The following is a 26,554-nucleotide window of genomic DNA, read 5'->3' as shown; positions in this document are numbered from 1 at the left end:
TTTAGCAACTGATTTAACAGTTGAATTATCTGTGGAATATAACAATAAACTATTTGCTAGATGAGTGTTCAAGATTGCTGCTTAACATGATGAAAGATCAGAAATTATGGAAACAAACAAGGCATGATTACTAAAGACGAAATTACTATCAAAGTTCCCTCTGAGGTAAGCTAAAACACATCTAATTTGCAGATGAAAATTTTCTCAATATCTTGTGGGGTGGGCATCTTGCCCGCCCTGATTATGCAACTTGAATGCTGATTAGCTTAGCAGAGGCATACCGCAATGCCACTGAAGAAGAGCGTGAACAATTGCAACTTAAGATTGCAGCAATTATGCAGTCTCAATTTACAACGAAGAGAGAAGAGACGATTGCACGTTTAAAAAACACGATGGATAAAGCAAGCCTTGAAGCACAAGAGCGAGGATTAACGCCTGAAATCTTAGAATCCATTTTGAATGATGAAGAATAATCGACGGTTTGTTTTTGATACTAATGTGCTAATTAGTACATTTTTGTTGGTCTAGGTCAAACGATCGCAATTAGCAATTTTACAATAGCAGGACGGGCTATTTGCCCATCCCATCAAGATGTTCAGCTTTTCTGAGGTTTCTTTCTGGCGATCGCCTGCTTGAACATTCGTGGCAGCCAAGAAATATAATAATATAATTGGTCTACGTGACTATACAACGACAATAACTTTGCTTCAGTTAATAAAGTATTTGGTCGGACTGATTTGAGCATTTTTCCAGATTTATCTTCCGCCACATTTGAGATTGAACCGCTAACAGAATAATGTTGCAAATGTGGAGGTAAACGCCAGTTAATTTCAGGATCTGGCTGATGTATTACCGGCTCAACATTTCCCCGCCATGCAACTCCCATGATTTGCATAGTTTGATATACCATTGTGTTCCACCCTTTGTTTTTCAAGTAGTCCAATCCTTCACCAACATCGGGAGAAGCTAAATCATGAAATAAAATTAAAGCATCTGGTTCTGCAAATTGTTCGCAAATCATTGTGTCATTCAGTGGTGCTGGTGTTTCGTGGTGACCATCTATAAATATCAATGACCATTTACGTTCAAATTTATTTGCTAACTCTTCTACTGCTTGAGGGCTATATCCTGGTATGAGATTTACAGATTCTTTGACGCCAGCTGACTTCAGTGAATCTGTGACGCTTTCAGAAAATAATTCTGTGGATAGCATCGGATCGATAACATCTAACTCCACCCCTCCTAAAGCTAAATGACAAGCTGACCAACCCATCCAACAGCCTATTTCTAAAGCTTTTTTTCCCTGAAATTTTAAGGCTGTATTGTAAAGAATATGAGCTTCATCTCTGCTGACAAATCCTGTATCCTGCTGTCGTCTATCCACGTACCAGTTATGAGCAATATCCCGCCGCAGGTAAAACCAAAAACTATTATATGTATTTCCCAAAATCATATTCGGAAAACATGAATCTGGCTGAATAGTAGAAAATCCTGGTGAAACATAATCTCCCTCTGGCAATAATTCGCCTTTTATTACTTTTACTGTTTTTTCAATCATCGGGTTACTGCCTGAGTATTTGAAATTTCGGATTTTTAATCGCAATGCAATTTCACCAACTTCTCGAAAAGCAAACGCTTGGGGTATAGGATTTACCAATTACCCAAAGCGGTACTGATGATGTGGCTGGTTTAGCAACTTGGAGAACAGCAAAGCGATCGCCAGGATATCATCTCAGCATGACATTTGTGCTGATTTTAACTGCCAATTTGGCAATTTATCGCGATCACATACAGAACTTTTTCATTGCTCTAGGTAAATATATTGGACTGTCGATACCTAGTCAAGTAATACCAATTCTGTATGAAGATGCACATAATAATACCCCCCTGTAGTCCCTCCAAGGCATCGGGGGGTGAATTATATGCAGCTTTACAAATAAACGGTATAATCGCTTTCTCATTCTCATACATGAGAAACTGCGTAAGCCTTTGTCACTACCCACAGTGCGATGTTCTCCATGATGAAGTGCGTTGGCGCAGCCCGCCACAGGCATCGCAATTTCTAACTTGAGTTAGCAAGACTTCAGTATCATCATCGTATAATAGAGTCAACCAGCATAAAGCTGAATTTATGAATGCCAAACAAAAAATAATTGAAGAGATCGAAAATGTACCAGAAGAAATCATTTACGAGGTTCTGGACTTTTTACTTTTTTTGAAAGCCAAAGAAGATAAAGAAGATTTAGAAGATGCAAAAGCTGCACTAAAAGAAGCAGAAGAGGTTGGTACGATTTCCTTGGGTGAACTCAAAAGAGAATTAGGTTTGTGAGTTACGAAGTAGAAATTGCTCCAGCTGCAAAAAGACAGATAAAAAAATTACCCCGTGATGTTCAACAAAAACTGGTTGCTAAATTGGAATAACTTGCTTTTGAGCCTCGTCCTGATGGGGTGAAAAAATTAGAAGGTTCGGATAATTTATACAGAGTCAGATTGGAAAAATATCGAATCATTTACGAAATACAAGATAGTTTATTATTAGTGACGGTGGTCAAAATAAAGCATCGTAGAGATGTTTATAGATTCTGAACTTACCCACAGTGCGTAGGCGTAAACCGTCGTAGACATCGCTTTTTTTTACTCTACATCAAATGAATTGCGTAGGCGTAGCCCGTCGTAGACATCGCTTTTCCATCGTCACGATCTCAAGAATGCGATCGCTTGACCAAACAAGGCAAAAGTAAAAACTTAAAAGGCATTCATAAAGAAAAAGAAAAATGGTTTAAACACCATTATTTATTTATGGAACGAGGTAAAAACATTTGTTTCGAGACGCATAGCGGAGGCAGCGCGGTGGCGGGTTTCCCGACTTGAGGAGCCACTGCGTTGCTGGGGGTTCCCCCGGTTGAAGCAAGTGGCGTGCGACTGCCGTCAAGAAATAATATCTCCTTATCAATCTCCAAGACTGTTTAATTTTTTCTGCATAGAGCAAAAATTATTCATGCAACAAGAAAAAATTCACTCATCAAATTGTAAATTTTTGTAAATTTCATGTCTTCAAGACTAGAAACCTGATATCTAGATAGCTAAACTAACAAACAGTGCATCTGTACTCTTAATTATTAAAAGTAGATGTGGCGCCATAGCGTGAATGATCCCAGTACAAATTATCCTCAAAAACTTTCTCAGTTACCGTGATGCAACTTTAGATTTTCGCGGTTTGCATACGGCTTGTATTTCTGGTTCCAATGGTGCGGGTAAATCTTCTCTTTTAGAAGCAATCACTTGGGCAATTTGGGGTGAAAGCCGCGCCAGTACTGAAGACGATGTTATTTATTCTGGCGCGAAAGAAGTTCGGGTTGATTTTACTTTCCAAAGTAACCAGCAAACATATCGGGTGATTCGTACTCGAATTCGGGGAGCTACTAGCGTCCTGGAATTTCAAATAGAAACACCCTCTGGGTTTCGTCCACTCACGGGCAAAGGGGTAAGAGCAACCCAAGATTCGATTTTAGAACACATTAAGCTCGATTACGATACTTTTATTAATTCTGCTTACTTACGTCAAGGTCGTGCAGATGAATTCATGCTCAAACGACCTACGGAACGCAAAGAAATTTTAGCCCAGTTGTTGAAACTAAATCAATATGATGATTTGGAAGAACGGGCAAAGGAATCTTCTCGTCAGTTTAAAGCACGGGCTGAGGAACTAGAGCGTTCTTTGGATTCGATTAAAGTTCAGCTGCAACAACGCCAGACAACCGAAGCGCAAAGGGATCAGTTAGAAGCTGAACTGAATCAACTACAACAGGTACAAGCTTTTGACAATATTCAATTACAAAGTTTGCAAGTTGTCCAGCACCAGCGCCAAAATTGGGAACAACAACTGAGTTTTGTCAAGCAGCAATATCAAAATCTTAACCAAGACTGCGATCGCCTACAACAAGAGCAGTTAGCGATTGGTTATCAGCTATCAGAGATAGAAAAAATCTTACATCAAGAAGCTGAAATTAAAGCTGGATATGCCCAATATCAAAGTCTGCAATCTCAAGAAGAAGCTTTTGCTGCCAAATTTGAAGAATATAGCCGCGCCGGACAAACTCGCCAACAAAAACAACAACAGCTTACCAAACAAATTCAGGAAATCGAACGACAACTGCAACAAGCCCAAGCCCAAATCGAAGCTTTGCAGCAACAAGAGCGAGAAATTCAGCAAACTCTCACCAAATCCGGCGAAGTTGAAGCTGCTTTGTCCCAACTGGGCGCAGCACGTCACCATCTTGCTCATTTAGATCAGTTGCAAATGCAGGTGACTCCTTTGTTGCAACAACGAGCAACTTTACAAAGCCAATTAGATCGGACTCATGCTGGTTTAGTAGCGCGGCTCGAACAACTGCAAAATACAGAAAACCAATTGCAACGCCAGCACCGACGCCAACCGCAATTGCAACAAGCGGTGATGGATGTAGCAATCCAGATTGAGGAATTGGAGAAAAAGCGGGTTTATTTGCAACGAGTCCAGGAAAAAGGGCAAGAAAGGCGTCACTTTATTGAACGTCTACAAGCTCACCAACGGGATTATGAAAAACTGCTGGGAGAATTAGAGCAAAAACTACAAATGCTCCAAAATCCCAATGCTCTTTGTCCGTTGTGCGAACGTCCACTGGATGAACATCATTGGAGCCGTGTGGTGGAAAAAACCCAAACTGAGTTAGATGATACTCAAGGACAGTTTTGGGTAGTGCGGGAACAAATGGCTGTGTCTGATAGAGAAATTCAGGTACTGAGGCAGGAATATCGAGAAATATCGCAACAATTGGCAATTTATGATGGTTTACGCGAACAGCGGGGACAATTGGCGGCACAGTTAGAAGCCACAACTGATGTCCAACATCAATTAGAACACATTGCTGCGGAAAAACAACATTTAGAGCGATCGCTACAAGCTGGTGATTACGCTCCCAATCAACAAGCCGAACTCCGAAAGTTAGACCAATATCTACAACACGTTAATTATAATGAACAAGATCACGCCCTAGCTCGCAGCGAAGTTGAGCGGTGGCGCTGGGCAGAAATTAAACAAAGCCAGATTAAAGACGCTACTAAGCGACAAGCGCAACTAGCAGCCCGAAAACCAGAACTGCTAGCTACTATTGCCGAATTACAAGCCAGAATCCACCAAGAACAAACTAATTCTGAATGTGCCAAGCAAATTGCGGCTCTGGAACGTCACATTGTTGAAATTGGCTACAGTTTGGAGCTGCACAACAACCTCCGTATGGCTGTTAAGAAAGCTCAATCTTGGCATTTGCGATATCAGCAACTTTTAGCAGCCCAGCAGCAATATCCCCAACTCCAGACGAGATTAAAAGAATTAGAGGATTCCAGAGGCGCCAGAATAACAGAGTGGCAAAAACTCGCCAGCCAAATCGAAAGCATAATTGAGCAACTCCAAGCAACAGCCAACCCATCTGCCCAAATTCAAGCCCTAGAGCAGCAGCTAGCAATACGCAGACGCCAACTCGATGAGCAAATAGCCAAGTTGGGACGTTTAGAACAGTTGGCGCATCAACTGGAAACGCTGCAAATTCAGTACGAACAACAGTACAAACAACTACAATCTTGCAAGCAGGAATACCGTGTTTATCAGGAATTAGCGCAAGCTTTTGGTAAAAATGGTATCCAAGCACTGATGATTGAAAATGTCTTACCACAACTGGAAGCTGAGACAAATCAATTACTTTCGCGGTTGAGTGCTAATCAATTTCATGTACAGTTTATTACTCAAAAAGCTGGGCGTCATGGTAAATCAACTAAGAAAAACGCCAAGTTGATAGACACCTTGGATATTTTAATCGCCGATTCCAGAGGAACGCGGGCTTATGAAACTTATTCTGGTGGAGAAGCTTTTAGAATTAACTTTGCCATCCGTTTGGCGTTGGCGAAATTATTAGCACAACGGGCGGGGGCGGCGTTGCAATTGTTAATTGTAGATGAGGGTTTTGGTACACAGGATGCTGAAGGATGCGATCGCTTAGTTGCAGCGATTAATGCGATCGCTTCTGATTTCGCTTGCATTCTCACCGTCACCCACATGCCTCACCTCAAAGAAGCTTTCCAAGCTAGGATTGAGGTGAATAAAACTCAACAAGGTTCGCAGTTGAGTTTGTCAATTTAATTGGTAAGAATTCAGAATACAGCTTTGCGTAAAATCGTGGCGAATTGAGGGTTGGAATTTAAACGCATAGGCGCTTCGCCTTCCCGTAGGGTAGGGGCGCAAAGATAAACGCAAAGGGGCGCAGAGAATTTGCTACGAATTAATGAAATGTTGTACTAAGTGATTCTGAATTCTGAATTCTGACTTCTTCTTCAATTGTATTTAATCCGTGCATCCAAACCATAGGAGCGGAGCATTTTCGTTATTCTTTCTGCTTCTTTGCGATCGCTAAATCCTCCAGCATTCACATAATCGCCCAGATTCGATTCCTCTGCCACAGCATAAGGTATATATTGTTGCACCTTAGTAAGAGTATCATTACTAAAAATTGGTACGATAACTGTATACCGATTGTTACCAGCTAAGATGTTACCGTTAGTTTCAGGTAATAAATAACCATTAGTAACAGGTGCTACATAGGGATTTGTCTCAATATAATTACTGGCAGTCGAGTTATTCAATCCTAATGCTTCCCAAGTTTGCCAATCTACATTTCCAGTAGCATTGAGTCGAGAAGATTGCTGGAATGCGAACACTGATTCTCTGGTGTAATCACTGTAATAGCCATCAGAATTGGCATTAAAAAAGCCCAATTGCGACAAACGGTCTTGAACTAATCTCACATTATCTGAGCGATCGCCAACAGTGAGATAATTTCTAGTTGGTTGTTGAGTAGGATATCCACCAGCTGAGGCTTGACGTACTGCTGCCAAAATTTGGGTATTGGCTGCGCCATTCACAGGTAGTCTATAATCTTGTTGGAATTTGGCGATCGCTTCTCTGGTAACTGGGCCAGTATTCCCAGTGGGATTAGCTTTAAAGTAGCCTAGTTGTCGTAAACGCTCTTGCAATTCTCTGATTTGTTGAGTGGAGAGACTCGATCTAGCAGGAGCTTGAGAATAACCTAGTAGTGCGTTCCAAGTTTGCCGACCGACAATTCCATTGGCAGATATACCAGCATTTCGCTGAAATGCAATCACAGCATCTTTAGTGACTCGCCCGAAATTTCCGGTGGGATTAGCATTAAAATAACCCCGCTGCTTCAGACGCTGTTGCAACTTAGTCACGGCTGCACCAGTGTTGCCTTGAGAAAGAGTAGGATATTCATTGACTGAAGATTGCGAATTTCGATTAACATTCCTACTAGAGGCTCTACTCTGACACGCTCTTTGCAACGCTTTTTGAGTACTAGGACCTATAACCCCAATCGCAGGTAGTCTATTGGCTTGTTGAAATTTGATCACAGCATTCTGAGTCAAACTAGCAAACTTGCCTGTCACCGGGCCTTTAAAGTAACCTAATTTTTTTAAACATCTTTGGCTATTGGCAACTTGTGAACCGTTACTTCCTATTTTCTGAGCTGCTGAAACTTCCCCAGCAATACTGAGAATTCCCATAGTCAATGCTACAGACAAAAGACGCATCGCAGCAGGGCTAGGTAAATTTTTCCAATTCAAAAATTTTAAAATAACTGGCAGATGAACAACCTTGATATTTTCAGATGCCTCAAAGACTGAGGCAAGCTCGGTTACAGAGCTATCTACCCCTGTTTTCACTTGTTTTTTTCAAGTTATGACCATACAAGATTATACCATTTGCTCGGTGTAATATTTATTTTTTGTATGATTCTTTACAACTAGTTAACTTGGGGAGTGGGGAGTAGGGAGTGGGGAGGTAGGGGAGAAGAGTTTTTTCCCCCAGCCCAATGCCCAATACTTATTGTTCATCAGTTTTTTCAGTATTACCTGCTTTCACCCAACCTTCTTGTTCGCTATCTTCCAAACGGATTTTTTGCCAAGCTTTATCTTCGCTTTCTTCCAAGACAATAATTTTCTGATTAAAACCAACGCCACCAATACGTTCAGCGTCTTGATTTGGTTTTGACCGCAGACTCAAGCCTTCAGCCCAACTCACACGCCCTCGGTAAGCTCCCGATGGCAATGGTTTTGGGGATGGAGTAGCTTGAGGTGATTCAGTGGGAGTGGGAGTAGAGGTTGAGCTGGGAGATGATTCAGTGGGCGTTCCGGGTGTAGGGGTGGGTTTACCTCCAGCCTCGGTTGCTTTTGGAGCTTGGGCTTTCACCGAGGGGCTGTCATTAGAAAAAATCGGTTTGGCAGGGGGTATGCCGGTGCGATTCATAAAATAGAGTGCAACTGCAACACCGCCACCTATTAATACAGCGATCGCTAAGAAAATCCCAAGTATATACTTTACTAAGCCAGACAACATAATTAATACCTGATTATCAAGGGGTCAATCAATTTTAGATTTTGGATTTTGGATTTTGGATTGTAAAGAGACCACAAGGGGACGCAGTGTGGTCTGTTTCAATCGATTATTCTAGCTGCCACTCTGTTATACCAATTTGGAAAATGAATGCAACAGATGGATTCATAGAACCCTCTAACATCGAGAAATTCTCAATCCAAAATCTAAAATCTAAAATCCAAAATGGTATTACCGTAGCTTACCGAAGCTATCGCTCAAAGGACTGTGTTTCGATGCTAAACGCGCTCTCCCCGCAGCAGCCCATTCTTGAAGTTGCTGAATTTGCTCGACGGCAGTTCGCGCTAAGGGGATGATTTGACTAGCAGCCTCTAAAATATCGTCTTTAGTAAAATCACGGTTTTGGCTAAATCCAATGTGCATCGCTTCAATTAAAGTTTGCTCAATTTCTGCCCCAGAAAAGTCGGGTGTCTCGTATGCTAACCTGTCGATGTCATAACTTTTTAAGTTATGGGGGCGCAGTCGGGATAAATGAACATTAAAAATTGCTTTTCTCTCTTCTTGGGTGGGCAAACCCACAAAGAAAATTTCATCAAACCGCCCTTTACGCAGCATTTCTGGCGGTAGGGCTTGAATATCGTTGGCGGTGGCGACGACAAACACGGGTGAGGTCTTTTCGGCTAGCCAGTTAATAAATGTGCCAAAGACGCGGCTAGTAGTACCGGCATCACCTTTGCTACCAAGCCCCGAAAAGGCTTTATCTATTTCATCAATCCACAAAATACAGGGGGCGAGGGCTTCAGCTACCTGAATCATTTGGCGGGTGCGAGATTCTGACTCGCCCACCAAACCACCAAATAACCGCCCCACATCCAAACGTAGCAGGGGTAAATGCCAGTGATGAGCGATCGCTTTTGCAGTTAACGATTTACCAGTTCCCTGAATACCCACCAACATTAAACCACGGGGGTGCGGTAATCCGTACTGCCTTGCCCGTTCACTAAATGAGCCTCCCCGACGAATCAGCCAATCTTTTAAGTTATCCAGTCCGCCAATATCAGAAATTTGCTCAGTGGCGGGGTAGAAGTCCAGGATTTGGGTCTGGCGGATAGTTTGGCGCTTTTCTTCCAAAACCAGATCCACGTCTTCTGGCTGCAATTGACCGTGGCTAGCGATCGCTCTTGCCAAAACCCGCCGAATCCTTTCCATCGAAAGCCCTTGACAAGAGCGCACCAAGTCATCTAAAACTTTCCCAGAAAGTGAGTTACCAGTACTTTGCAGTAAGCGTTCGATCTCAGTTTTAATTTCTGGGGCACTGGGTAACGGAAACTCGACGACTGTCAGCACTTCGGTTAAATCGTCAGGAATGGCGATGCGTGGGGACAGCAGTACAATATTTTTTGGTTGCGACTTCAGGAGTCGGGCGAGGTTGCGGAGTTTGCGAGCGATCGCCACATCATCTAAAAAGCGATGATAATCTCGTAAAATCAATACTGCTGGCGCAGAGGCTGGTAATTTTTCGATAAATTCTAAAGCTTGCAACGGGTTACGCCGCCCAAACCCCGCATCATTAGGGTTTCCCTGGTAACCATCGACAAAATCCCAAGTATAGACTGGGCGATTACCTTGGTTAGTTGCTTCTTCCCGGATAGCTGCTTCTACCCGCTCCTCCTCATAGGTAGGAATATAAATCAAGGGGTAGCGGGCGCGTAGCAGCAGTTTAAACTCTTCACGAAAGTTCATATGTAGCTGTGCTTATTAGTTCTTCTCTCATTGTTCAGGTTTGTATCACCTCTAACAACTAAAAAACCAACATCTACCAGTTCATAGCGCTTGCCAGTGCGATCGGTCTGTTGTGGCAATCGTGATGAGATAACCAGTATAAAAATAATTACTGATTTTTCTTTAAGTAATTTCCTAATTCTTCAGCCAGTTCAGACAAGAAATCAGGTTTATTCTCAACTAACCATTCTGTAAGCTTATAAGAGTGTTTAGTTTTTCTAAATTCCAATTTATTCTCACATAATTCTTGGAACATGCTTTCAAGTATCTTTGCACCGTGAATCTTATATAACCAATTATTATCTGAAACTTGTTCTCTTTTTACGCCTTGAAGCAGATAGGATTTTTCCTGTTTGATTTTGTCAAGATATTCTTGAACTTGAGTAATGCTGATAGGTGTTTCTAGCCATCTAGCTTCTTCATTAATTACCATTGATATAGGTTCAGGATCAAGTAGATAATTTTCATACATAGGTAGGCGTAAAAAATTCGCACCTCTCTTCTCTAGTTCTTGAATCTTTGCTTCTGTTTTATTTTCTCTATCGAATATAAATCCAATTGCTGGCGGAAACAGAGTTGCTCCCGTTGTAAGTTTTTTATAAATATCAAAAACAAGGTCAGACCGTTTTCCATCCAAAAGAGCATCAGTGCTATTGACAGATAAAATTTTAATACCCATTAATGGTATGCTTGCAATTTTCTCCAATACAAGTGGAAAACATTTCTCCTCAGTTTGTCCTTCTACCCAGAGAATATTATCAGCACCAAAAACATCGGATAACCTAACTCCAAGTTCAGCTAAAATTTCGTTTTGTGATTCTATATCTTTTGTATTTATTACTGATGCTGTTGTTTCACAATCTTGATATTGGAGTTTGATAATAGTAGATGGATTCGCAGATGCGATAATTTCTGGCGAATGAGTAGCAATAAAATATTGGTGCTGTGGAAATTGTTTAAGAGTTTCTATAAGTTTTTTTGCTGCTCCTGGATGTAGGAATGATTGTGGTTCATCAATAATGATAGTACGCGGTTCTTGAGAGGTAATCAAAATGCATAAAATTACCAGAACTTGACTTACTCCAGTTCCACATGATGCAAGTGGGAATGATAAGTCATCTCTTTCACTCTTAGGATCTATTGTCCATATCATAATTTCAACTATAGAATCATCTTGATGTCGTACAGAAACACCTTTTATTTGTGGTAAAACACTCGAAACATAATCATTAAACCTTCTAAAACGTTCTGGATTTATTCCTTGTAATATGCTGAGAACTTCAGCCAGATTAGACATATCTGATTTAAGTTCAGGATTATTTTCAAACCTACAATTTCCAATAATTAAACGTTCAGCTTTAAATCGATATATTTTATGTGCAAAAAATTCAAATAATTTATAGCCCATGCTTTCATTAATTTGTGCTTGATAAGAATTAATCCAATCATACAGATCTTCATTTATTTCAATAATTAATTCTTCATCTTCATCATATTTGATTTTATAAAATGTATATTCACCTTTTTCGGTTGATCCAACTGGACTATAAAATTCAAAGGTAGATAATTTTTCTAAGGTACTAGTTTCTAGTTTAAATTTAGAAAATATCGATAAATTTATCTCTATATGCTCAGAAGTATCCAAAAAATTCTTAAATTTTTTGAATATATCAACTATCAGATTATTTCGCATATCCATCGCCTCAGGAGGACTTTCATTTCTTAAATCCATATAATATTGAATAGCAGACTCTTCGTCATCAAATATTATTGCTGGTTCTAGGATTCCAATTGGAGATTGAATATCTTTTAAGAAAGTCAACAATTCTTCCTTTTGAATCAATAAAGAAACCTTTACTTGTGATTCTTGATTTATTCTTTTTGATTTAGTAGGAAAAGTTTTTAAGCTTAAATGTGGTTGATTATCAAAATTGAGTGTAAATGCTTCAAGTAAAGAAGTTTTACCTGAATTATTTTGCCCGACAATTATATTGATACCTGGAGTAAATTGAATTAGACCAGAATCGAGATATGACTTATAATTAAATACTTGAAACTTGGATATAAACATTTTACATCAATTATCTGATTAGGGCATTTTAGGATTTTACAATATTAAAATTTACTTTCATGAAAAAATATTGAAATATACTATTTATGCAAAAAAATAAACTAGAAACCCGACTTCTTCAAGAAATCGGGTTCTATATAAATCTCATAAATTAATTGAGAAAACTACTAGATACGTTATTGTCCGGGAAGTTGCTTTTTCAGTGCTTCCAGAGAAGCCCAACGGTTATCAACTGGAGTTTCAGAAGTATCAGAAATATCAGAACTATCAATAGTACTACTTGCAGGAATACCTGGACAATTGCGATCGCACAGTTGGCGTTGAGGCACTGCTAAAGACATCTGCTCATACAGCCATTCGCTGGGAGAAAAATAACCATCAGGTGGTAAAGTTTCTACCAAATCTTCCATAGTCACTTCCCTTTCTAGAGGCAAGTCTTTTAGCTGATTTGCAGTTTCTTCTAACCAGATGATTTCCTTTGTCTCAAGCCCTAAACGTCGATTGTATTGCTGCAAACAGCGGTTGCAGGTGCAAGTAATAATTGTTTCTGCCTGACCGGACACTTCCAGGTAATTGCCATGATGCTGCACACGCACACGACCACGAACTGGTGTCAAGGTTTCCAGACCAGGCAGAAATTCCTGAATTTCAACTTCCTCTGTCCGCTCCGATGCTCTAGTTAGCTGCGGAATATAAATTGCGTCCATAGGATTTGTGAGACATCCTCACGAAAATTTATCTTGATTACCAGCAATTGGGCTGATAATACATTTTTTATTTTATCTCTTAGGGATAATAGAAATTTTGAAATTATTATAGTTACGAGTTTTAAATTAACTCCTAACTCCTAACTCCTAACTCCTAACTCCTAACTCCTAACTCCTAACTCCTAACTTATTCCAACCCAGCTGGACGCACAACCAAATGACGATGTGGTTCTTTACCGCGACTGAAGGTTTCCAAATCTCCAAAGTCTTTCAAGAAAGTATGGATTTGACGCCGTTCCGCAGAACTGAGGGATTTGATTTCTACTTCTCTACCAGAAAAGCGCACTTCATCGGCTGCTGCTTCTGCTAGTGCGCGAATTTCGGCTTCTCTTTTGACACGGTAGCCATTCAACTCAATAGTGTAAGAAGCTTGTTCTTCTTGGGATTGGCTCAAGTTAAGAACCGAATTTGCTAGATACTGAATGGCATCTAGTACAGAACCATCGGCACCAATTAATACCTGGATTTGTTCTGGTGTCAAATTCGTTTGATCAATTGTCAACCAGTAGTTATCTGATTCTGGGGAATCCTCGTCTGGTTGGGCAGTTTCTACATTACCGTGAATCTCAGTAGATATTCCACTGAGTTCCAGCAGTGTTTTTAACCACTGCTGACCTCGCTGCATGGGAATATTACTCATGAACCCCCTGTAGCTTTTTTCTTGGAACTTTTCGGCTCAAATGGTAATGCTTTTTGTTCTGTGACTGCTGCTTGTTTTTCTTGATCTGCTACGATTTTTTGCAGTTCTTCTGGTAGCGGTTCGCGGGAGAGAAGATAAGTTTGTGCGGTTTGGAAAATATTACCAATCACCATATACATCAACACCCCAGCAGGTAAGGGGAAGAACAAAAACATTCCAGAAAAGATGACTGGGGTGATTTTGTTAACTGTGTCCTGGTTCGGATTGCCACCGCTGGAATTTTGCCCGGAAAGCATTTGGCTAACATAAAGGCTGATTCCAAAGAAGACAATCATGGCGACGATATCCCAGTGGATTGTGCCATCTGGATCGGTTGCACCAACCCTACCTAAGGCATCGATAAATAAGAAGCCTTTTTCTGCTGCTAATCCAGGAATTGTTCCTTGAAGAGTCACCTCTCCTGGTTGCAAGGCTTGCAAATTGCCCTCGGCGTCAACTTTTACCCTTTCTTCCCCTTTGGTGACTTTCCATTCAGGAATCAGCTTTGTTTCTGGGTGTTCTGCTAAAAGTACCTGAAATGGTTTGCCCTCGATGGTCTGATACTGTATTTTGGTTTGTTCTCCCACCGCTAGTTTGTTACCGCTGGGCAGGATTGCAGTTACCTTAACGTGTTCGCCATCAGCAACGTAAATATTTTGAGGAGGAGTGGCAAAGGCTTGGGGTTGAATTTGTTCGATCTGTTCTGCGGGAAAGACTTGCAAGTTAACGCTGTAGTTCACACCTGCAAAAGGCGAACCCCGTAAAGTGGCGAACAGCGCTAATAAGACAGGCATTTGTACTAGCAAGGGAAAACAGCCCGCCAATGGGTTGCCAAATTCTTTTTGGACATTGACCATTTCTTCCTGCTGCTTCTGCGGATCGTCCTTATAGCGCTCTTTGATTTCTGCCATCCGCTTTTGCATCAGAGGTTGTACAATTCGCATCTTCCGCATGTTGCGAATTGAGCCAGCACTCAGGGGATAGAGCGCAAAGCGGACTATCAGTGTCAAAGCAACGATCGCCAATCCATAGCTAGGAAAAATACCATAGAAAAAATCTATGATTGGCAGCATCACGTTGTTCGAGAGAAAGCCGATACCAAAATCCATTATTCTGAATTTAACCTGAGGTACTGTAAACTGACTGGATCTAATTTATCTAAATCATGACTTATGTGCGACTATCCTTCGCTACGGATAGCCGCACAAATTTTGGCATTGGGCATTGGGCATTGGGCATTGGGCATTGGGCATTGGGCATTGGTTAGGAAAACTCTTTCCCAGTCCCCAGTCCCCAGTCCCCAGTTCCCAGTCCCCAGTCCCTTCCCATCAATTGTTAGCAGCGCCGCTATATTGGGGATTTTTCGCAGCAATTTTTTCATTAATGTAGTCATAGACTTCCCGAAAATTAGGAATTGCACGCAATTCCAGACGACTGCCGTTTTTCAGGGTTAGTACCATATCTCCCCAAAGGCCTATGCCACGGGGGACTTTGACAACTTTGACAATTTCTGAGTAAATTACGTCAGTGCGATCGCGCCCTTGCCAACCTCCTGTCACGGTAACTCGGCGATCGGTGATGCGGAAACGCAGCCATAATGCTCTAACAATTGCCCCTACTGTCAAGGGTATGCCAACGACGCTTAGCCCAATTAGCAGGTTTATAATTAGATCCCCAACATGGGGACCGCCTTCATAATAAACTTCTTCACGAATGCCCATCGAACACCTCAGCTTGTGCCAACAACTGCTCTAATTCTTGCAGAAATTGTGGGCTTACGCACTTAGATTCTGCTGCTGTGGGTTTGACAACCACCACTAGCCGCCATCCTGGTGATAATTTGGGCAATAAATCGTGTAAAGCAGCAGTAATCTGCCGTTTGATTCGGTTGCGAACCACTGCTCTTTTACTGACTTTTGTGCTAATCGAAATGCCAATTTGCGTGCTGGCAAGATGTCCTGAGTCGGTTGCTTGTGTAGTCTCAGTGGGGGTATCCAAAGAAGGATTTATCGAACATAAAGGTTTTAAGGCTCTCAATGTTAAGTAAGAGCCATGACGCCGAATTCCTTCCCGGAAAACTGCCTGGAAATCTTTTCGGGATTTTAGCCGATTTGCTTTGGGCAAAGCCACAGATACCTTACAAGTAGATATACTTAAACGCTCAGACGGTGACGCCCCTTTCTTCTTCTAGCCCTAATCACGTTTCTGCCATCTGGTGTCCGCATCCGAGCGCGAAAACCAGAGGTTCTTTTTCTCTTACGAGAAGTGCCGCCTAGTGTTCTTTGCATACTATTCTCCTCTTAGGTGATTTTTATAAAAACTCACAATCTCCAATTTTATCACCTTAATGGGGAATGGGGAATGGGGTACTGGGGATTGGGGACTAGGGACTGGGTATTGGGTGCTGAGAAAGTATTGCTAAGTATTTATTTACTAGTCTCCTGTTCCCAGTCCCTAATCCCTAGTCCCCAGTCCCCAGACTTAACTAATGCTCAAAATCCATGTCCCCATGTAACGCAGTAGTGGTACATCGCCAGGGGAGAGAACTTGGCAGTTAAAATAATACATTCCACCAAAGGAGGGGTTTTTGACGTTAGATAACACTAACTCAACTCCACTACCTGCTGGTACCGGTTCTTCGGGAAAAATACTAATCAGCTTACCTTCTTTGTCCCACTTCACCTCAGAAAGCTTCACCGGTTTACCTTTTACTCGTACCTCAACTTTTTTGGGGTCAAAAATTCCTTCGTAATAATTAGGATAGGTAATGGCAAATTGAGCAACTGCCAATTTCATTCTTTGACCTGGAATCCTCAATCTATAACGATCCCAACCATTAGATTGTCCACCAAAATCTAACCGGAAGGGCAGCTGATTCTCACCTTTGACACCGCTAAAGAGCGTAAACCCAGGTAAGCTTTGCGCCCAAGTCAGGGCTGGAAATGCAGTCAGCAAACAGCCAGTCACGGCTAAAGCAGAAAATAAACGTCGCATAGTTAGGCTCTCTCCACCAAAATATAAATCGGTTATCTAAAATAACTGTGTGTTAGTATTCTTTACTAAACTTTACTACTGACTTCCTGACAATGGACGTTCAATAGCAAAAAAAAGTGCCATTTTTTGTGCGTTTTGGCTGACAGTAATATTGCTTAGTACTAAATTTAACTTTAATTCTATTCACTTGATTATCCTTACAGAGTCTTGATTTGATTGCTAGGTTAGTCAAATTTTGAACTAAATGAAAACACAGTTGAGATTGGATTGTGTTTCCGAATATGTACAAGTGTATCTAAATTTAAGAATTTTGTTATAAAAATTGAGCCGTGCAATCAGCGATCGCCAGTTAACCTGAGATAAATTGATTAAAATAAGTTGGAATGAAAGTCGGAATTATTAAAATTTGATTTGAAAATTATCAAGCTTCAAAAATTTGGTCAATATTACTCTATAAGAAAGGAATAGCCAATTTCTCAATCCCGAAAATAAGCTGAAGATAAAGATGCAAAATTTGGGAATCAACTTAGGATGTGCAATACGTAACCCTATTTGCAACTATCTAAAAATGCAACATCTGCAAGCGCCAAAGTCAGGCTTTGCCTGAGAAGTAAGACTGGGAGAGGAAAAATTCAAGGTTCAATCTACTAGTAAAAATCATGGCTGATGTACCTGCCTCAGTACTAAAAAGTGCGAGATATCCCTGAACGGGGCGATCGCTTACTTGGCAGAGATTAAGTATTTATCTTCAGGAGATTTCATGAGAATAGCAGTTGCTAAAGAAATTGAAGTTTGTGAACGTCGTGTGGCATTAATTCCTGACATGGTTGCCCGATTGGTAAAACAAGGTTTGGAAGTTTGGGTAGAATCGGGTGCAGGAGAGCGATCTTTTTTCAGCGATCCCGCCTATGAAGCAGCAGGAGCTACAATAATCAGCGATTCTGTCAAATTATGGAGCGAAGCAGACATTCTGCTGAAAGTTAGCCCACCCCAAGAGCGAGAAGATGGACGCTCAGAAATTGAGTTGTTAAAGGAAGGAGCTGTATTAGTCAGTTTCCTGAATCCCTTGGGAAATCCCGTGGTGGCGCAGCAATTGGCAAATCGCAAAGTCACAGCCTTGAGTATGGAAATGATCCCCCGTACCACCAGGGCGCAAAGTATGGATGCTTTGTCCTCGCAAGCTTCACTAGCAGGTTACAAGGCAGTATTGATTGCCGCAGCTGCATTACCGAAATATTTCCCGATGCTGACAACAGCCGCAGGCACCATCGCTCCAGCTAAAGTATTTATTATGGGTGCTGGTGTGGCTGGATTGCAAGCGATCGCCACCGCCAGACGCTTGGGTGCAGTCGTAGAAGCCTTTGATATTCGTCCCGCCGTCAAAGAAGAAGTACAAAGCTTAGGGGCAAAATTCGTCGAAGTCAAACTCGAAGAAGAAACCGTCGCCGCAGGTGGTTACGCCAAGGAAATTTCTGAGGCTAGCAAACAACGTACCCAAGAAGTTGTCGCCGAACACGTCAAAAATTCTGATGTGGTGATTACCACCGCCCAAGTACCTGGAAGACAAGCACCACGGCTAGTTACAGAAGAAATGGTGGCACAGATGAAACCCGGTTCAGTAATTGTAGATTTAGCCGCTGAACAAGGTGGTAACTGCGCCTGTACTGAACCTGGTAAAGACATTGTGTGGAATGGCGTAACAATTATCGGCCCGATAAATCTACCATCTTCAATGCCAGTCCACGCCAGCCAATTATATTCCAAGAACGTAACATCGCTGATTCAACTGTTGATTAACAAAGAGAAAGCTTTGCAGGTGGACTTTGGCGACGACATCGTAGATGCAGCTTGCGTTACCCACGCCGGAGAAATTCGCAATCAACGAGTACGGGATGCACTACAAGCTTTGAATAGTCAACAACCGGCGGTTAATTAGGGACTGGGGGGTAATAATTTTAGATTTTGGATTTTAGATTTTGGATTAAATTTCAATCTAAAATCCAAAATCTAAAATCCAAAATTGAATCGCCCTATGCCCATTTACAAGAGGAGTTTTATTTCATGACAGAGGCATTACTTGCTGCTTTGTTTGTATTTGTTCTGGCGTCTTTTATCGGCTTTGAAGTCATCAACAAAATACCACCGACGCTACACACACCTTTAATGTCAGGCTCAAATGCAATTTCTGGCATTTCGGTACTTGGGGCAATTGTGGCCTCAGGTGCTAGAGAAACAAGTGTGTCAGTGATTCTCGGTTTAATTGCTGTGATACTAGCTACAGTCAACGTTGTCGGTGGCTTTCTAGTTACAGACAGAATGCTGCAAATGTTCAAGAAGAAGGAGATTAAGGCGTGAGCGACTTTTTACCAACTGGCATTCAGCTGACATATTTAGTCGCTGCATCCTTATTCATTTTTGGTTTGAAAAAGCTGGGTTCGCCAGCGACAGCGCGGAATGGTAATGTCATCGCAGCGGTGGGGATGCTGCTGGCAATTGTGGCAACAATGCTGGATCAGCATGTGTTGAACTATGAAATGATTTTGTTAGGCTTGGCCATTGGATCGGGAATTGGTGCGATCGTTGCCTACAAAGTCCAAATGACGGAAATGCCCCAAATGGTGGGTTTGCTCAACGGTTTAGGCGGTGCAGCTTCGGCATTAGTCGCCGTTGCCGAATTCTGGCGGTTATTGGATTCTGGCGCACCCGTACCCCTAGATGTGAACATTTCCATGCTGTTGGACGTGTTAATCGGTGGTGTTACCTTCACGGGTAGTTTTCTCGCCTTTGCCAAATTGCAAGGTTTAATCAGCGGTTCCCCCATTACATTTCCATTCCAGCAACCATTTAACCTGGTGCTTCTGGCTGCTTACGTAACTGGCAGTGTTTACTTAATCATCACACCAGATAGCCTACCCATATTCTTGGGAGTAGTTGCTGTTTCCTTAGTGCTGGGTGTGATGTTCGTCATCCCCATTGGTGGTGGCGATATGCCGGTGGTAATTTCACTGTTGAACTCATTGTCAGGTGTGGCGGCTGCTGCTGCTGGTTTTGTGGTGATGAACAATATGTTAATCATCGCGGGGGCGTTGGTGGGAGCCTCTGGTTTAATCCTCACCGAAATTATGTGTAAGGCAATGAACCGCTCCCTCTTCAGTGTGCTGTTCAGCGCTTTTGGTACAGGTTCTACTGCTGGCGGTGGTGCTGCTGGTGGTGGTGCAACAGATCAAACTGTCCGCAGCATCGATCCCGAAGAAGGAGCGATGATGTTGGGTTATGCTCGTTCTGTGGTAATTGTACCTGGTTATGGGATGGCAGTTGCCCAAGCACAACATAGCGTCCGCGAATTGTCAGATCAGTTAGAAAAAATGGGCGTAGATGTCAAGTATGCCATTCACCCCGTTGCTGGAAGAATGCCGGGGCATATGAATGTGTTGTTGGCTGAGGCAAATGTGCCTTATACGCAGTTGTACGACATGGATGATATTAATCCCCAGTTTGAACAAGCTGATGTGGCTTTGGTGATTGGGGCAAATGATGTGGTGAATCCAGCGGCGCGGAGTGATACAAATAGCCCGATTTATGGTATGCCGATTTTGGAAGTGGATCGGGCGAAGCAGACAATTGTAATTAAGCGCGGGATGAGTACGGGTTTTGCCGGTGTAGATAATGAGTTGTTCTACAAGGATAAAACTACGATGCTTTTTGGTAGCGCGAAAGATATGGTGTCGAAGTTGGTTTCGGAAGTGAAGCAACTTTAAACGAACCGCAAAGGGCGCAAAGGGCGCGAAGTAAAGAAAGAATTAGAGAGTTTGCTTGCCTTGGGGGTGTGATGCTTCTGAGGCAAGTTTTTTAGTCAAATAAAGTGACTTTTGCAAATTTCGATTTTGGCGTTTATCTTGCATAAACTATTTATAGAATTTATCATGACAATTTCTTTGGCGTTACTACGGCGTACATTTTTAATCTGCCCCATATTTCTATAGCATAAAAACCAGCATCTGGATTTTCACTTGTCATAGCACGTACTACTTTAATACCTGGGCGATCGTATGTGTTCAAATGTTGTTGATATTTTTTTAGTATGGGTTGAGCAGCTTTATCATCTACAGTAAGAAATTGAATCTCAAAATTGTTTTCTATAAAAGTCTGATCAACAAAATAAGTTATGCCGCGAACTATCTTATGACACAAACGTTCTAACTTATCGGCTGATATTGGAATAGATGCATATTCTGGATAATAAACATTGCTTTGTACTTGAAAATTTGGATGTAAACCTCTAGGTGGAATTGCTTCCCATTTAACTATTTCTTGTTTTATCTTCTCTCTTTTTCTTTCTCTTATTCGTTTTTCTCTTCTATCATTTGCATAGTGTGGATCTATTGAACGTAATACCTTATCTGTAATTCCGCTTGACTTTGCATCTTCAGGATCAATACACAAACCTAGTCTCAAGAGTAGATCTTCTTCCAATCTACCATATTGCTCGTTGCATTTTTTGCATGATGGAATTGTCCATCTTTGCAAATTTTCAGGAGTATTATCTGGATACCAAGCAAAGGGGAATATATGATCTCGTGTCAAATATTCCACATTTTGTAAACAATGTACACATCTTCCTGACTTAGATCGTTTAGCCATTGTTTGCCTTGTTGCAGTTAAAATTTATTGTCGGTGGGGTAGAGCAACAGAGGAATCTAACCTATTGTCTAACAATATTGATGTACCATTGTAGGGGGCGTAAGTTGGAAATATGATCGCTGCCCCCTTGAGATTTTGGTATTATATGGTCAATTTCCCATCCATAAGTAGATTGACGCTTTCCATACTTATATCTATTTATCAATCTTCCAAACTGATCTTTCCGCCATATCCTTGGATCACAGTCTGGAAGAATAAAACCCTTTTCCCATACTGCTTGAATTTTAGTTAATTGGGCTGCATTTTGAGCCGTTTGATAGGCCAGCGCCAATGAATAATAATTAGGACTTACATTACCGAACATATTGTGGTTTCTCCTTATTAGAGTTAGTTTATAGATTATAGTACATCTATACTGGTAAATATTGGTAAAAAAGGCGATCACCTGCAAAATCTCCAGCGTGCGATCGCCCTCTTCTTCCTCTGTGTTCTCTGCGCCTCTGTGGTTCGTTAAAAAGAGCGATCGCCAAAACTCCACAGTGCGACCGCTTGCTTTTTGTTGAAACGCGACCTGGACTCGTCTTGGAGTATCACATTCTCCGATATGCTGTAAGTGCGATATCTTGGGATTAATTAAGCGTCTAGACCTGAAAATGCCAAAGAAAATCAGGGAACTCAAACAAATGTTGCTAAGGGCGAATTTTACAGAAATCCCAGGTAAAGGAAGTCATACAAACTGGATACATCCTTCTATATGCAGGAAAACTCACGGTTTCTGGTAAAGACAGTTCAGACGCAAAACGCTATCAAGAGAAAGACGTTCAACAAGCAATTCAAGAAATAGAAGAAAAACAGCGAGACAATCAAGAAGATGAGCAAATTTAAATATCAAATGCTAATTCAATGGTCTGATGAAGACAACTGCTTTTTAGTTGGATTTCCCGATTTCCCTGGACAGCCTTTTCGGACGCATGGCGATACTTATGAAGAAGCTGTTGCAAATGGTACTCAAGCATTGGAGTCACTAATAATGGCTTACGAAGCCACAGGAGAAGCACTTCCAAAGCCGACCGTTTGTAAAGTAGCTTAAATGGTTAGTGCGTTGACAAAGTTATTACCGCCTAACCTGACTTTATAAACTTTTTCTTGAAGAACCAATTGCAGTGTTGATTCAGCTATCTTTAGGCGATCGCTTACACTTAAGTTTAGGAGTGCTTGGAGAATTTATTTGGTTTCCACATTATTTTCTGCGCCTCTGCGCGAGACAAAAAAAGGATGATGATTAATTTGGGAAGAAATCAAAATCTAGCGTTTGATCGACAGAAAAAGGATACTCTTTAGGAAAAATAGACAGGGGAAGTCCTGTTTCAATAGATGCTTCTTTTCGAGCGTGTTGGTAACAATTATCAAAAACTTCCGTGTAGTATAATTTTAAGCTAGGACTATCTAAAAATGCTTCTTGTAATCTTTGACGATGTTCATAAATTGTATATAACCAGCTATTTGATCGGTTTTGGGGTTGAAATTTATATTTGAGGAGGTGCATTAGAAGCACTCTAAGATTACTCCTTAAAGCATTTTTATCACTTCTCCCCATACTTTCAATTTCTTCAATTAAATTTTCTAAATCTAAATTTAAAAAAATTTTATTCTTTAATAAATAAACAGTATGTTCCAACCACAAATGATAATCTTCTGCATAAAGATTACTGGTTTTAGGAACAGATTGATTGCTCATAATCTTCTCCTTTATGGATATATAATTATAACATTAATTCTGTTATTTAAGAGTGCGGCTTAGCGTAGCTTGCCGCAGGTATCACCAGTCGAGTCTCCCCATGCTTAGCCTATCCAAGAGTTGCCTGCTACTAAAACTTCTTTATGTCTTAGATCAAAAGCGATCGCTCATCAATCAAAGACATGGTATAAATTTGACATGATAGACCACGATCGCTTATTCAAAGAACTACTAACCACTTTCTTCTGGGAATTCCTGCAATTATTCTTTCCAGAGATAACCGCATATCTAGAACGAGACACCATCACCTTTCTCGACAAAGAAGTATTTACCGATGTCACCGCTGGAGAAAAATATGAAACTGACATAGTAGTAAAAGCCAGATTTAGAGGGCAAGAATCATTTTTTCTCGTACATCTAGAACATCAAGCTTATTATCAAGAAGCTTTTGATTTACGAATGTATCGCTACTTCGCTAGATTATACGAAAAATACGCCCTGCCAGTTTATCCTATCGCCTTATTTTCTTACGATAGTCCCAAGAAAGCCGAACCCAATCTTCATCAGGTAGTATTTCCCAATAAAGTTGTGTTGCAGTTCAACTATGATGTCATCCAGTTGAATCGCTTGAATTGGCGAGAATTTTTGCAACAACAAAATCCCGTAGCTAGCGCACTCATGGCTAAAATGAACATAGCGCCAAAAGACCGCCCCAGAGTAAAATCTGAGTGTCTCCGTCTGTTAGCTACGTTGCAGTTAGATCCAGCGCGGATGCAATTGATTTCTGGCTTTATTGACACCTACCTACGACTAAATGCCCAATAAACAGAAATTTTCCAGGCTGAAATTGCTCAATTTGAACCAACTCAACAAGAGGTAGTTATGCAAATTGTCACCAGTTGGATGGAAGAAGGAATACAACAAGGTCTGCAACAAGGAGAATTGAAAATTATCCAGCGTCAATTAACAAGACGAATCGGTGTAATTACTCCAGAATTACAACAGCAGCTGAGTGGGTTATCGTTAACTCAGTTAGAAGACTTAGCGGAAGCCTTACTAGATTTTTCCACTGAAGCTGATTTAGTAGCGTGGTTGCAACAGCACCAATAAAATATGTATCCTGTCAACGATCGCTATTTTTTTACTTTTTGTAGTTCATTCAAAGCAGTGCTGATACAGCAATAACAAAAGCAAGGCACTTGTGACCTTGCTTTTGTTGGAAATTTTACACTACATAAATATTACAAAAAATTACCGAGACCTATTACCACCTGAAATTTCAGCAGATTTTGCTTCTTGAAGTAACTGTGGCATGTGCTGCTCAATCTTTTGAGCTGTTTGTTCTTCCTGCTGCAAGTTTTGCTGTAGCAGTCGCACGACTTCGTTTTGCCCCATCTGCTCAGCACCTTTAATCAAGCCGCGATAGCAAGCAATTTCTAATTGTTCGACTTTAGCCTGCGCTCCTGCCATTATCAGCTCGACAATTTTAGGATTATCAGCAGCCAATAGTGTTAATTTTTGAGCATCACTAATCAAACCAGCCGCAGCATCACAAGTCACCCGCTGTGGTTGCTGTCCCAAGCTGCTAAATGACTGCTCCAGATTTCTAATTTGCTGCTCGGTTTCCCGAATATGGGTTTCGAGCAAGGACTTCAACTGGTTATGGTGGCTACACTGCCACATTAGCTGCTGAGCTTCCAAAAAGCGATGTTCAGCATCGTACATCGCACCAAGTTCATAGATGAACTTATCGTGCAAATTTGTGATTTTTTTGGTGCCGGGACGTTCGCTAAGTTGAACCATCGTGATTCTCCTAAAGGTTAACGCTGTATTTCACAGTCACACCCTTAACCTACGTCCCTTACCAAGTCTTCTCTTCATACCTCAGGCACAGCTAAGTGTTAAATCTTACTGCTAAATTCAATACACAATCTCGCGGTAAGTAACATTTATTTATTTTTGACTCATAATCGAGCTATTTTGTAAAGTCGCCAAACTCCTACTTCACTGTGGCGACAGCGTGATGAAGGGATCAGGTAAATTAAGATAAGTAAAGAAAACGTTTTGAACTAAATGACAGCTTTAAGCATAGAAGAAATTTCTACTCAGTTAGAAAGTCCGAATCTGCGCGATCGCATGGTAGCCCTTGCTAATCTGCGTCATGTTCCTCCTGAGGATGCAGTACCTTTGATTAAAAAAGTACTAGACGACGAATCTTTGCAACTGCGATCGATGGCAATATTTGCCCTTGGAGTCAAGCCTACGCCAGAATGTTATCAAATTTTGGTGCGAATTCTCGAAAATGACCCAGATTATGGCATTCGTGCTGATGCCGCTGGTGCTTTAGGATATTTGGGTGATGCCAGAGCTTTTGAGGTACTCTCACGGGCATTTTATGAAGATACTGATTGGTTAGTGCGCTTTAGTGCAGCCGTATCTCTCGGTAACATTAAAGACCCTCGTGCCCGTCAAATTCTGCTGCAAGCCCTCGATAGTAAAGAACTAGTATTGCAAGAGGCTGCAATCTCTGCACTCGGAGAAATTCGAGACGTTGAGTCTGTCGATAGTATCCTGCGGTTTGCCCAATCCGATGATTGGTTAGTTAGGCAGCGTCTGGCAGAAGCTTTGGGCAATCTTCCCACTCCCAAGAGCGTCTCAGCTTTGAAATACATGGAAAAAGACAGTCATTCCAACGTTTCCGAAGCAGCGAGAATTAGCCTCAAGAGGCTTGAGGAAATAGGTAATCAAGCTTAATATTAAAGCTTCCTCTTACCTTTTAATAATAATTAAGTGGGAATTTTTGCATTTTGATGCAGGGTAATTTCATTCATGAATATTGAAGAATTTTTTGAGTTAAGTACTGGTAAATGGTTTTCCCATCGTACTATTCATCATTTAGCTTTGAATCAATCTGAACATGGCAAGTCAGACACCATCATTGAGACACTAGCCGCAGATCATCCAGAAGTGAGCAAATTGTGTCAACAGTACGGAATTAATCCTAGTTCCACCTCCTATGGTCTCAAAGTCACCTGGAACGGCACAATGGAACGGGAGCAAGTAAAACATAGTGGCTCAAGTGTCTTAGTTTCAATACCTGATGCCGATAATCCGGCCCAAGGCAAGTTATTGAGGCAAATAGTTGATGGCGAGAAAACTCCAGTTCCCGGACGCTATCAGATAGATAGTGATGGTGCTTTGACTCTAATCACAGAAGATGAAACCATGAAGTCTGAGGAGCGTCTGTGGTTTGCTAGTCCCAATTTGCGAATGCGGGTGAATGTCTTAAAGCGCTCTGGTGGGTTTAGTATCACTTCCTTCACTTCCGAGATTCGCTTGGGTGGCTTTCCACCTGCGGCGAAAACTTCCGAGGCGGCTAGTTCAGTATCGAGTTAGTTTGAAGACAATATATAGACAACATATTCCCCCTTTTTTTGGGGGA

29 protein-coding genes and 2 pseudogenes are annotated in these 26,554 nt (G+C 41.4%); 15 read left to right on the top strand and 16 right to left on the bottom strand.

The genetic code is table 11. The features are described 5' to 3' along the window. The first annotated feature begins 254 nt into the window (after positions 1–254). The gene (locus IQ276_RS06830; RefSeq protein ID WP_193917334.1) at positions 255–473 is read left to right on the top strand and encodes a hypothetical protein; all 219 of its coding nucleotides are present in this window, start codon (positions 255–257) and stop codon (positions 471–473) included. A 122-nt stretch (positions 474–595) separates the two neighbouring features. On the opposite strand, the gene IQ276_RS06825 is transcribed toward IQ276_RS06830, so the two are convergent. Continuing rightward, positions 596–1,558: a class I SAM-dependent methyltransferase gene (locus tag IQ276_RS06825; RefSeq protein WP_193917332.1), complete on the bottom strand. Its 963-nt coding sequence runs from the start codon at positions 1,556–1,558 to the stop codon at positions 596–598. 122 nt (positions 1,559–1,680) lie between these two features. Here IQ276_RS06825 and IQ276_RS06820 point away from each other — a divergent pair, with 122 nt between their 5' ends. The 5 genes from IQ276_RS06820 (at position 1,681) to sbcC (ending at position 6,175) form a co-directional block, all read left to right on the top strand. After that, complete coding sequence (locus tag IQ276_RS06820) at positions 1,681–1,893, top strand: hypothetical protein (RefSeq protein ID WP_193917330.1); 213 nt, start codon at positions 1,681–1,683, stop codon at positions 1,891–1,893. 238 nt (positions 1,894–2,131) lie between these two features. Continuing rightward, the gene (locus IQ276_RS06815; RefSeq protein WP_193917328.1) at positions 2,132–2,329 is read left to right on the top strand and encodes a DUF2281 domain-containing protein; all 198 of its coding nucleotides are present in this window, start codon (positions 2,132–2,134) and stop codon (positions 2,327–2,329) included. A gap of 119 nt (positions 2,330–2,448) precedes the next feature. Continuing rightward, a complete protein-coding gene (locus IQ276_RS40110; protein ID WP_309245584.1) occupies positions 2,449–2,586 on the top strand; it encodes a type II toxin-antitoxin system RelE family toxin in 138 nt (45 codons plus the stop codon). Positions 2,587–2,718: 132 nt separating this feature from the next. Beyond that, entirely contained in the window at positions 2,719–2,871 is a 153-nt protein-coding gene (locus tag IQ276_RS06805; protein WP_193917326.1) for a hypothetical protein, read from the top strand. Between the two features lie 277 nt (positions 2,872–3,148). Continuing rightward, a complete protein-coding gene (gene sbcC, locus IQ276_RS06800) occupies positions 3,149–6,175 on the top strand; it encodes an exonuclease subunit SbcC (protein WP_235115493.1) in 3,027 nt (1,008 codons plus the stop codon). A 191-nt stretch (positions 6,176–6,366) separates the two neighbouring features. On the opposite strand, the gene IQ276_RS06795 is transcribed toward sbcC, so the two are convergent. From IQ276_RS06795 to IQ276_RS06745, 11 genes are all read right to left on the bottom strand, one after another. Beyond that, entirely contained in the window at positions 6,367–7,770 is a 1,404-nt protein-coding gene (locus IQ276_RS06795; protein ID WP_193919414.1) for a peptidoglycan-binding domain-containing protein, read from the bottom strand. A gap of 160 nt (positions 7,771–7,930) precedes the next feature. Next, complete coding sequence (locus IQ276_RS06790) at positions 7,931–8,443, bottom strand: SH3 domain-containing protein (RefSeq protein WP_193919416.1); 513 nt, start codon at positions 8,441–8,443, stop codon at positions 7,931–7,933. A gap of 228 nt (positions 8,444–8,671) precedes the next feature. Further along, a complete protein-coding gene (locus tag IQ276_RS06785; RefSeq protein WP_190875775.1) occupies positions 8,672–10,183 on the bottom strand; it encodes a Ycf46 family AAA ATPase in 1,512 nt (503 codons plus the stop codon). A 148-nt stretch (positions 10,184–10,331) separates the two neighbouring features. Next, positions 10,332–12,293, bottom strand: a complete 1,962-nt coding sequence (locus IQ276_RS06780) for an ATP-dependent nuclease (RefSeq protein WP_193919418.1) — start codon at positions 12,291–12,293, stop codon at positions 10,332–10,334. Between the two features lie 176 nt (positions 12,294–12,469). Continuing rightward, positions 12,470–13,000, bottom strand: a complete 531-nt coding sequence (locus IQ276_RS06775) for a YceD family protein (RefSeq protein WP_193919420.1) — start codon at positions 12,998–13,000, stop codon at positions 12,470–12,472. A 187-nt stretch (positions 13,001–13,187) separates the two neighbouring features. Next, positions 13,188–13,700: a Jag family protein gene (locus tag IQ276_RS06770; RefSeq protein WP_190875778.1), complete on the bottom strand. Its 513-nt coding sequence runs from the start codon at positions 13,698–13,700 to the stop codon at positions 13,188–13,190. Next, entirely contained in the window at positions 13,697–14,848 is a 1,152-nt protein-coding gene (gene yidC, locus IQ276_RS06765; protein WP_190875779.1) for a membrane protein insertase YidC, read from the bottom strand. The genes IQ276_RS06770 and yidC overlap by 4 nt, the downstream gene beginning before the upstream one ends. Before the next feature lie 219 nt (positions 14,849–15,067). Continuing rightward, positions 15,068–15,460 carry a PH domain-containing protein gene (locus IQ276_RS06760; protein ID WP_190875780.1) on the bottom strand — a complete coding sequence of 131 codons (393 nt, stop codon included), beginning with the start codon at positions 15,458–15,460 and terminating at the stop codon, positions 15,068–15,070. Then, positions 15,447–15,869: a ribonuclease P protein component gene (gene rnpA / locus IQ276_RS06755; protein WP_235115492.1), complete on the bottom strand. Its 423-nt coding sequence runs from the start codon at positions 15,867–15,869 to the stop codon at positions 15,447–15,449. Before rnpA ends, IQ276_RS06760 begins: the two co-directional genes overlap by 14 nt. 23 nt (positions 15,870–15,892) lie before the next feature. Beyond that, positions 15,893–16,027 (bottom strand): 50S ribosomal protein L34, encoded by a 135-nt coding sequence (gene rpmH, locus IQ276_RS06750; protein WP_190875782.1) that lies wholly within the window; start codon positions 16,025–16,027, stop codon positions 15,893–15,895. Positions 16,028–16,220: 193 nt separating this feature from the next. After that, a complete protein-coding gene (locus IQ276_RS06745; protein ID WP_193919297.1) occupies positions 16,221–16,733 on the bottom strand; it encodes a DUF2808 domain-containing protein in 513 nt (170 codons plus the stop codon). 760 nt (positions 16,734–17,493) lie between these two features. On the opposite strand from IQ276_RS06745, the gene IQ276_RS06740 reads away from it, so the two are divergent. The 3 genes from IQ276_RS06740 (at position 17,494) to IQ276_RS06730 (ending at position 20,491) form a co-directional block, all read left to right on the top strand. After that, on the top strand, positions 17,494–18,669 hold the full coding sequence (locus IQ276_RS06740) for a Re/Si-specific NAD(P)(+) transhydrogenase subunit alpha (RefSeq protein WP_193919295.1): 1,176 nt from the start codon (positions 17,494–17,496) through the stop codon (positions 18,667–18,669). Positions 18,670–18,794: 125 nt separating this feature from the next. Then, positions 18,795–19,088, top strand: coding sequence for an NAD(P) transhydrogenase subunit alpha part 2 (locus IQ276_RS06735; protein ID WP_193919293.1), 294 nt, complete (start codon positions 18,795–18,797; stop codon positions 19,086–19,088). Next, a complete protein-coding gene (locus IQ276_RS06730) occupies positions 19,085–20,491 on the top strand; it encodes an NAD(P)(+) transhydrogenase (Re/Si-specific) subunit beta (RefSeq protein ID WP_190875785.1) in 1,407 nt (468 codons plus the stop codon). Before IQ276_RS06735 ends, IQ276_RS06730 begins: the two co-directional genes overlap by 4 nt. 163 nt (positions 20,492–20,654) lie before the next feature. Here IQ276_RS06730 and IQ276_RS06725 read toward each other — a convergent pair whose 3' ends face one another. Then, on the bottom strand, positions 20,655–21,374 hold the full coding sequence (locus IQ276_RS06725; RefSeq protein ID WP_193919291.1) for an HNH endonuclease: 720 nt from the start codon (positions 21,372–21,374) through the stop codon (positions 20,655–20,657). 61 nt (positions 21,375–21,435) lie between these two features. Then, positions 21,436–21,738, bottom strand: coding sequence for an HNH endonuclease signature motif containing protein (locus tag IQ276_RS06720; protein ID WP_193919299.1), 303 nt, complete (start codon positions 21,736–21,738; stop codon positions 21,436–21,438). Positions 21,739–22,027: 289 nt separating this feature from the next. Here IQ276_RS06720 and IQ276_RS06715 point away from each other — a divergent pair. From IQ276_RS06715 to IQ276_RS40105, 3 genes and pseudogenes are all read left to right on the top strand, one after another. After that, positions 22,028–22,259 (top strand): annotated as a pseudogene (locus tag IQ276_RS06715) (type II toxin-antitoxin system HicA family toxin). After that, the gene (locus tag IQ276_RS06710; protein ID WP_193919289.1) at positions 22,246–22,464 is read left to right on the top strand and encodes a type II toxin-antitoxin system HicB family antitoxin; all 219 of its coding nucleotides are present in this window, start codon (positions 22,246–22,248) and stop codon (positions 22,462–22,464) included. Before IQ276_RS06715 ends, IQ276_RS06710 begins: the two are co-directional and overlap by 14 nt. 73 nt (positions 22,465–22,537) lie before the next feature. Next, positions 22,538–22,660, top strand: coding sequence for a hypothetical protein (locus tag IQ276_RS40105; RefSeq protein ID WP_255264311.1), 123 nt, complete (start codon positions 22,538–22,540; stop codon positions 22,658–22,660). Here the strand turns inward: IQ276_RS40105 and IQ276_RS06705 are convergent. Then, positions 22,657–23,112 (bottom strand): DUF29 domain-containing protein, encoded by a 456-nt coding sequence (locus IQ276_RS06705; RefSeq protein WP_193919287.1) that lies wholly within the window; start codon positions 23,110–23,112, stop codon positions 22,657–22,659. The two genes, IQ276_RS40105 and IQ276_RS06705, sit on opposite strands and share 4 nt — an antisense overlap. Before the next feature lie 198 nt (positions 23,113–23,310). Here IQ276_RS06705 and IQ276_RS06700 point away from each other — a divergent pair. Next, positions 23,311–24,222 (top strand): annotated as a pseudogene (locus IQ276_RS06700) (Rpn family recombination-promoting nuclease/putative transposase). A gap of 141 nt (positions 24,223–24,363) precedes the next feature. On the opposite strand, the gene IQ276_RS06695 reads toward IQ276_RS06700, so the two are convergent. Beyond that, the gene (locus IQ276_RS06695) at positions 24,364–24,915 is read right to left on the bottom strand and encodes a YciE/YciF ferroxidase family protein (RefSeq protein WP_193919285.1); all 552 of its coding nucleotides are present in this window, start codon (positions 24,913–24,915) and stop codon (positions 24,364–24,366) included. A 270-nt stretch (positions 24,916–25,185) separates the two neighbouring features. Between IQ276_RS06695 and IQ276_RS06690 the strand changes: the two genes are divergently transcribed. Further along, a complete protein-coding gene (locus IQ276_RS06690) occupies positions 25,186–25,866 on the top strand; it encodes a HEAT repeat domain-containing protein (RefSeq protein ID WP_190877182.1) in 681 nt (226 codons plus the stop codon). Positions 25,867–25,941: 75 nt separating this feature from the next. Further along, positions 25,942–26,508, top strand: a complete 567-nt coding sequence (locus IQ276_RS06685; RefSeq protein WP_193921218.1) for a phycobiliprotein lyase — start codon at positions 25,942–25,944, stop codon at positions 26,506–26,508. Positions 26,509–26,554 lie beyond the last annotated feature (46 nt).

It is taken from the genome of Desmonostoc muscorum LEGE 12446 (assembly GCF_015207005.2).
Classification (GTDB): domain Bacteria; phylum Cyanobacteriota; class Cyanobacteriia; order Cyanobacteriales; family Nostocaceae; genus Nostoc; species Nostoc muscorum.
This window is presented reverse-complemented; position numbering and strand designations above follow the sequence as displayed.

Coding starts and splice junctions, on each gene's coding strand:
- IQ276_RS06830 (WP_193917334.1), top strand. CDS start 255: ATGCTGATTAGCTTAGCAGAGGCATACCGCAATGCCACTGAAGAAGAG.
- IQ276_RS06825 (WP_193917332.1), bottom strand. CDS start 1,558: ATGATTGAAAAAACAGTAAAAGTAATAAAAGGCGAATTATTGCCAGAG.
- IQ276_RS06815 (WP_193917328.1), top strand. CDS start 2,132: ATGAATGCCAAACAAAAAATAATTGAAGAGATCGAAAATGTACCAGAA.
- sbcC (WP_235115493.1), top strand. CDS start 3,149: ATGATCCCAGTACAAATTATCCTCAAAAACTTTCTCAGTTACCGTGAT.
- IQ276_RS06790 (WP_193919416.1), bottom strand. CDS start 8,443: ATGTTGTCTGGCTTAGTAAAGTATATACTTGGGATTTTCTTAGCGATC.
- IQ276_RS06785 (WP_190875775.1), bottom strand. CDS start 10,183: ATGAACTTTCGTGAAGAGTTTAAACTGCTGCTACGCGCCCGCTACCCC.
- IQ276_RS06780 (WP_193919418.1), bottom strand. CDS start 12,293: ATGTTTATATCCAAGTTTCAAGTATTTAATTATAAGTCATATCTCGAT.
- IQ276_RS06775 (WP_193919420.1), bottom strand. CDS start 13,000: ATGGACGCAATTTATATTCCGCAGCTAACTAGAGCATCGGAGCGGACA.
- IQ276_RS06770 (WP_190875778.1), bottom strand. CDS start 13,700: ATGAGTAATATTCCCATGCAGCGAGGTCAGCAGTGGTTAAAAACACTG.
- yidC (WP_190875779.1), bottom strand. CDS start 14,848: ATGGATTTTGGTATCGGCTTTCTCTCGAACAACGTGATGCTGCCAATC.
- IQ276_RS06760 (WP_190875780.1), bottom strand. CDS start 15,460: ATGGGCATTCGTGAAGAAGTTTATTATGAAGGCGGTCCCCATGTTGGG.
- rpmH (WP_190875782.1), bottom strand. CDS start 16,027: ATGCAAAGAACACTAGGCGGCACTTCTCGTAAGAGAAAAAGAACCTCT.
- IQ276_RS06745 (WP_193919297.1), bottom strand. CDS start 16,733: ATGCGACGTTTATTTTCTGCTTTAGCCGTGACTGGCTGTTTGCTGACT.
- IQ276_RS06740 (WP_193919295.1), top strand. CDS start 17,494: ATGAGAATAGCAGTTGCTAAAGAAATTGAAGTTTGTGAACGTCGTGTG.
- IQ276_RS06735 (WP_193919293.1), top strand. CDS start 18,795: ATGACAGAGGCATTACTTGCTGCTTTGTTTGTATTTGTTCTGGCGTCT.
- IQ276_RS06725 (WP_193919291.1), bottom strand. CDS start 21,374: ATGGCTAAACGATCTAAGTCAGGAAGATGTGTACATTGTTTACAAAAT.
- IQ276_RS06720 (WP_193919299.1), bottom strand. CDS start 21,738: ATGTTCGGTAATGTAAGTCCTAATTATTATTCATTGGCGCTGGCCTAT.
- IQ276_RS06710 (WP_193919289.1), top strand. CDS start 22,246: ATGAGCAAATTTAAATATCAAATGCTAATTCAATGGTCTGATGAAGAC.
- IQ276_RS06705 (WP_193919287.1), bottom strand. CDS start 23,112: ATGAGCAATCAATCTGTTCCTAAAACCAGTAATCTTTATGCAGAAGAT.
- IQ276_RS06695 (WP_193919285.1), bottom strand. CDS start 24,915: ATGGTTCAACTTAGCGAACGTCCCGGCACCAAAAAAATCACAAATTTG.
- IQ276_RS06690 (WP_190877182.1), top strand. CDS start 25,186: ATGACAGCTTTAAGCATAGAAGAAATTTCTACTCAGTTAGAAAGTCCG.
- IQ276_RS06685 (WP_193921218.1), top strand. CDS start 25,942: ATGAATATTGAAGAATTTTTTGAGTTAAGTACTGGTAAATGGTTTTCC.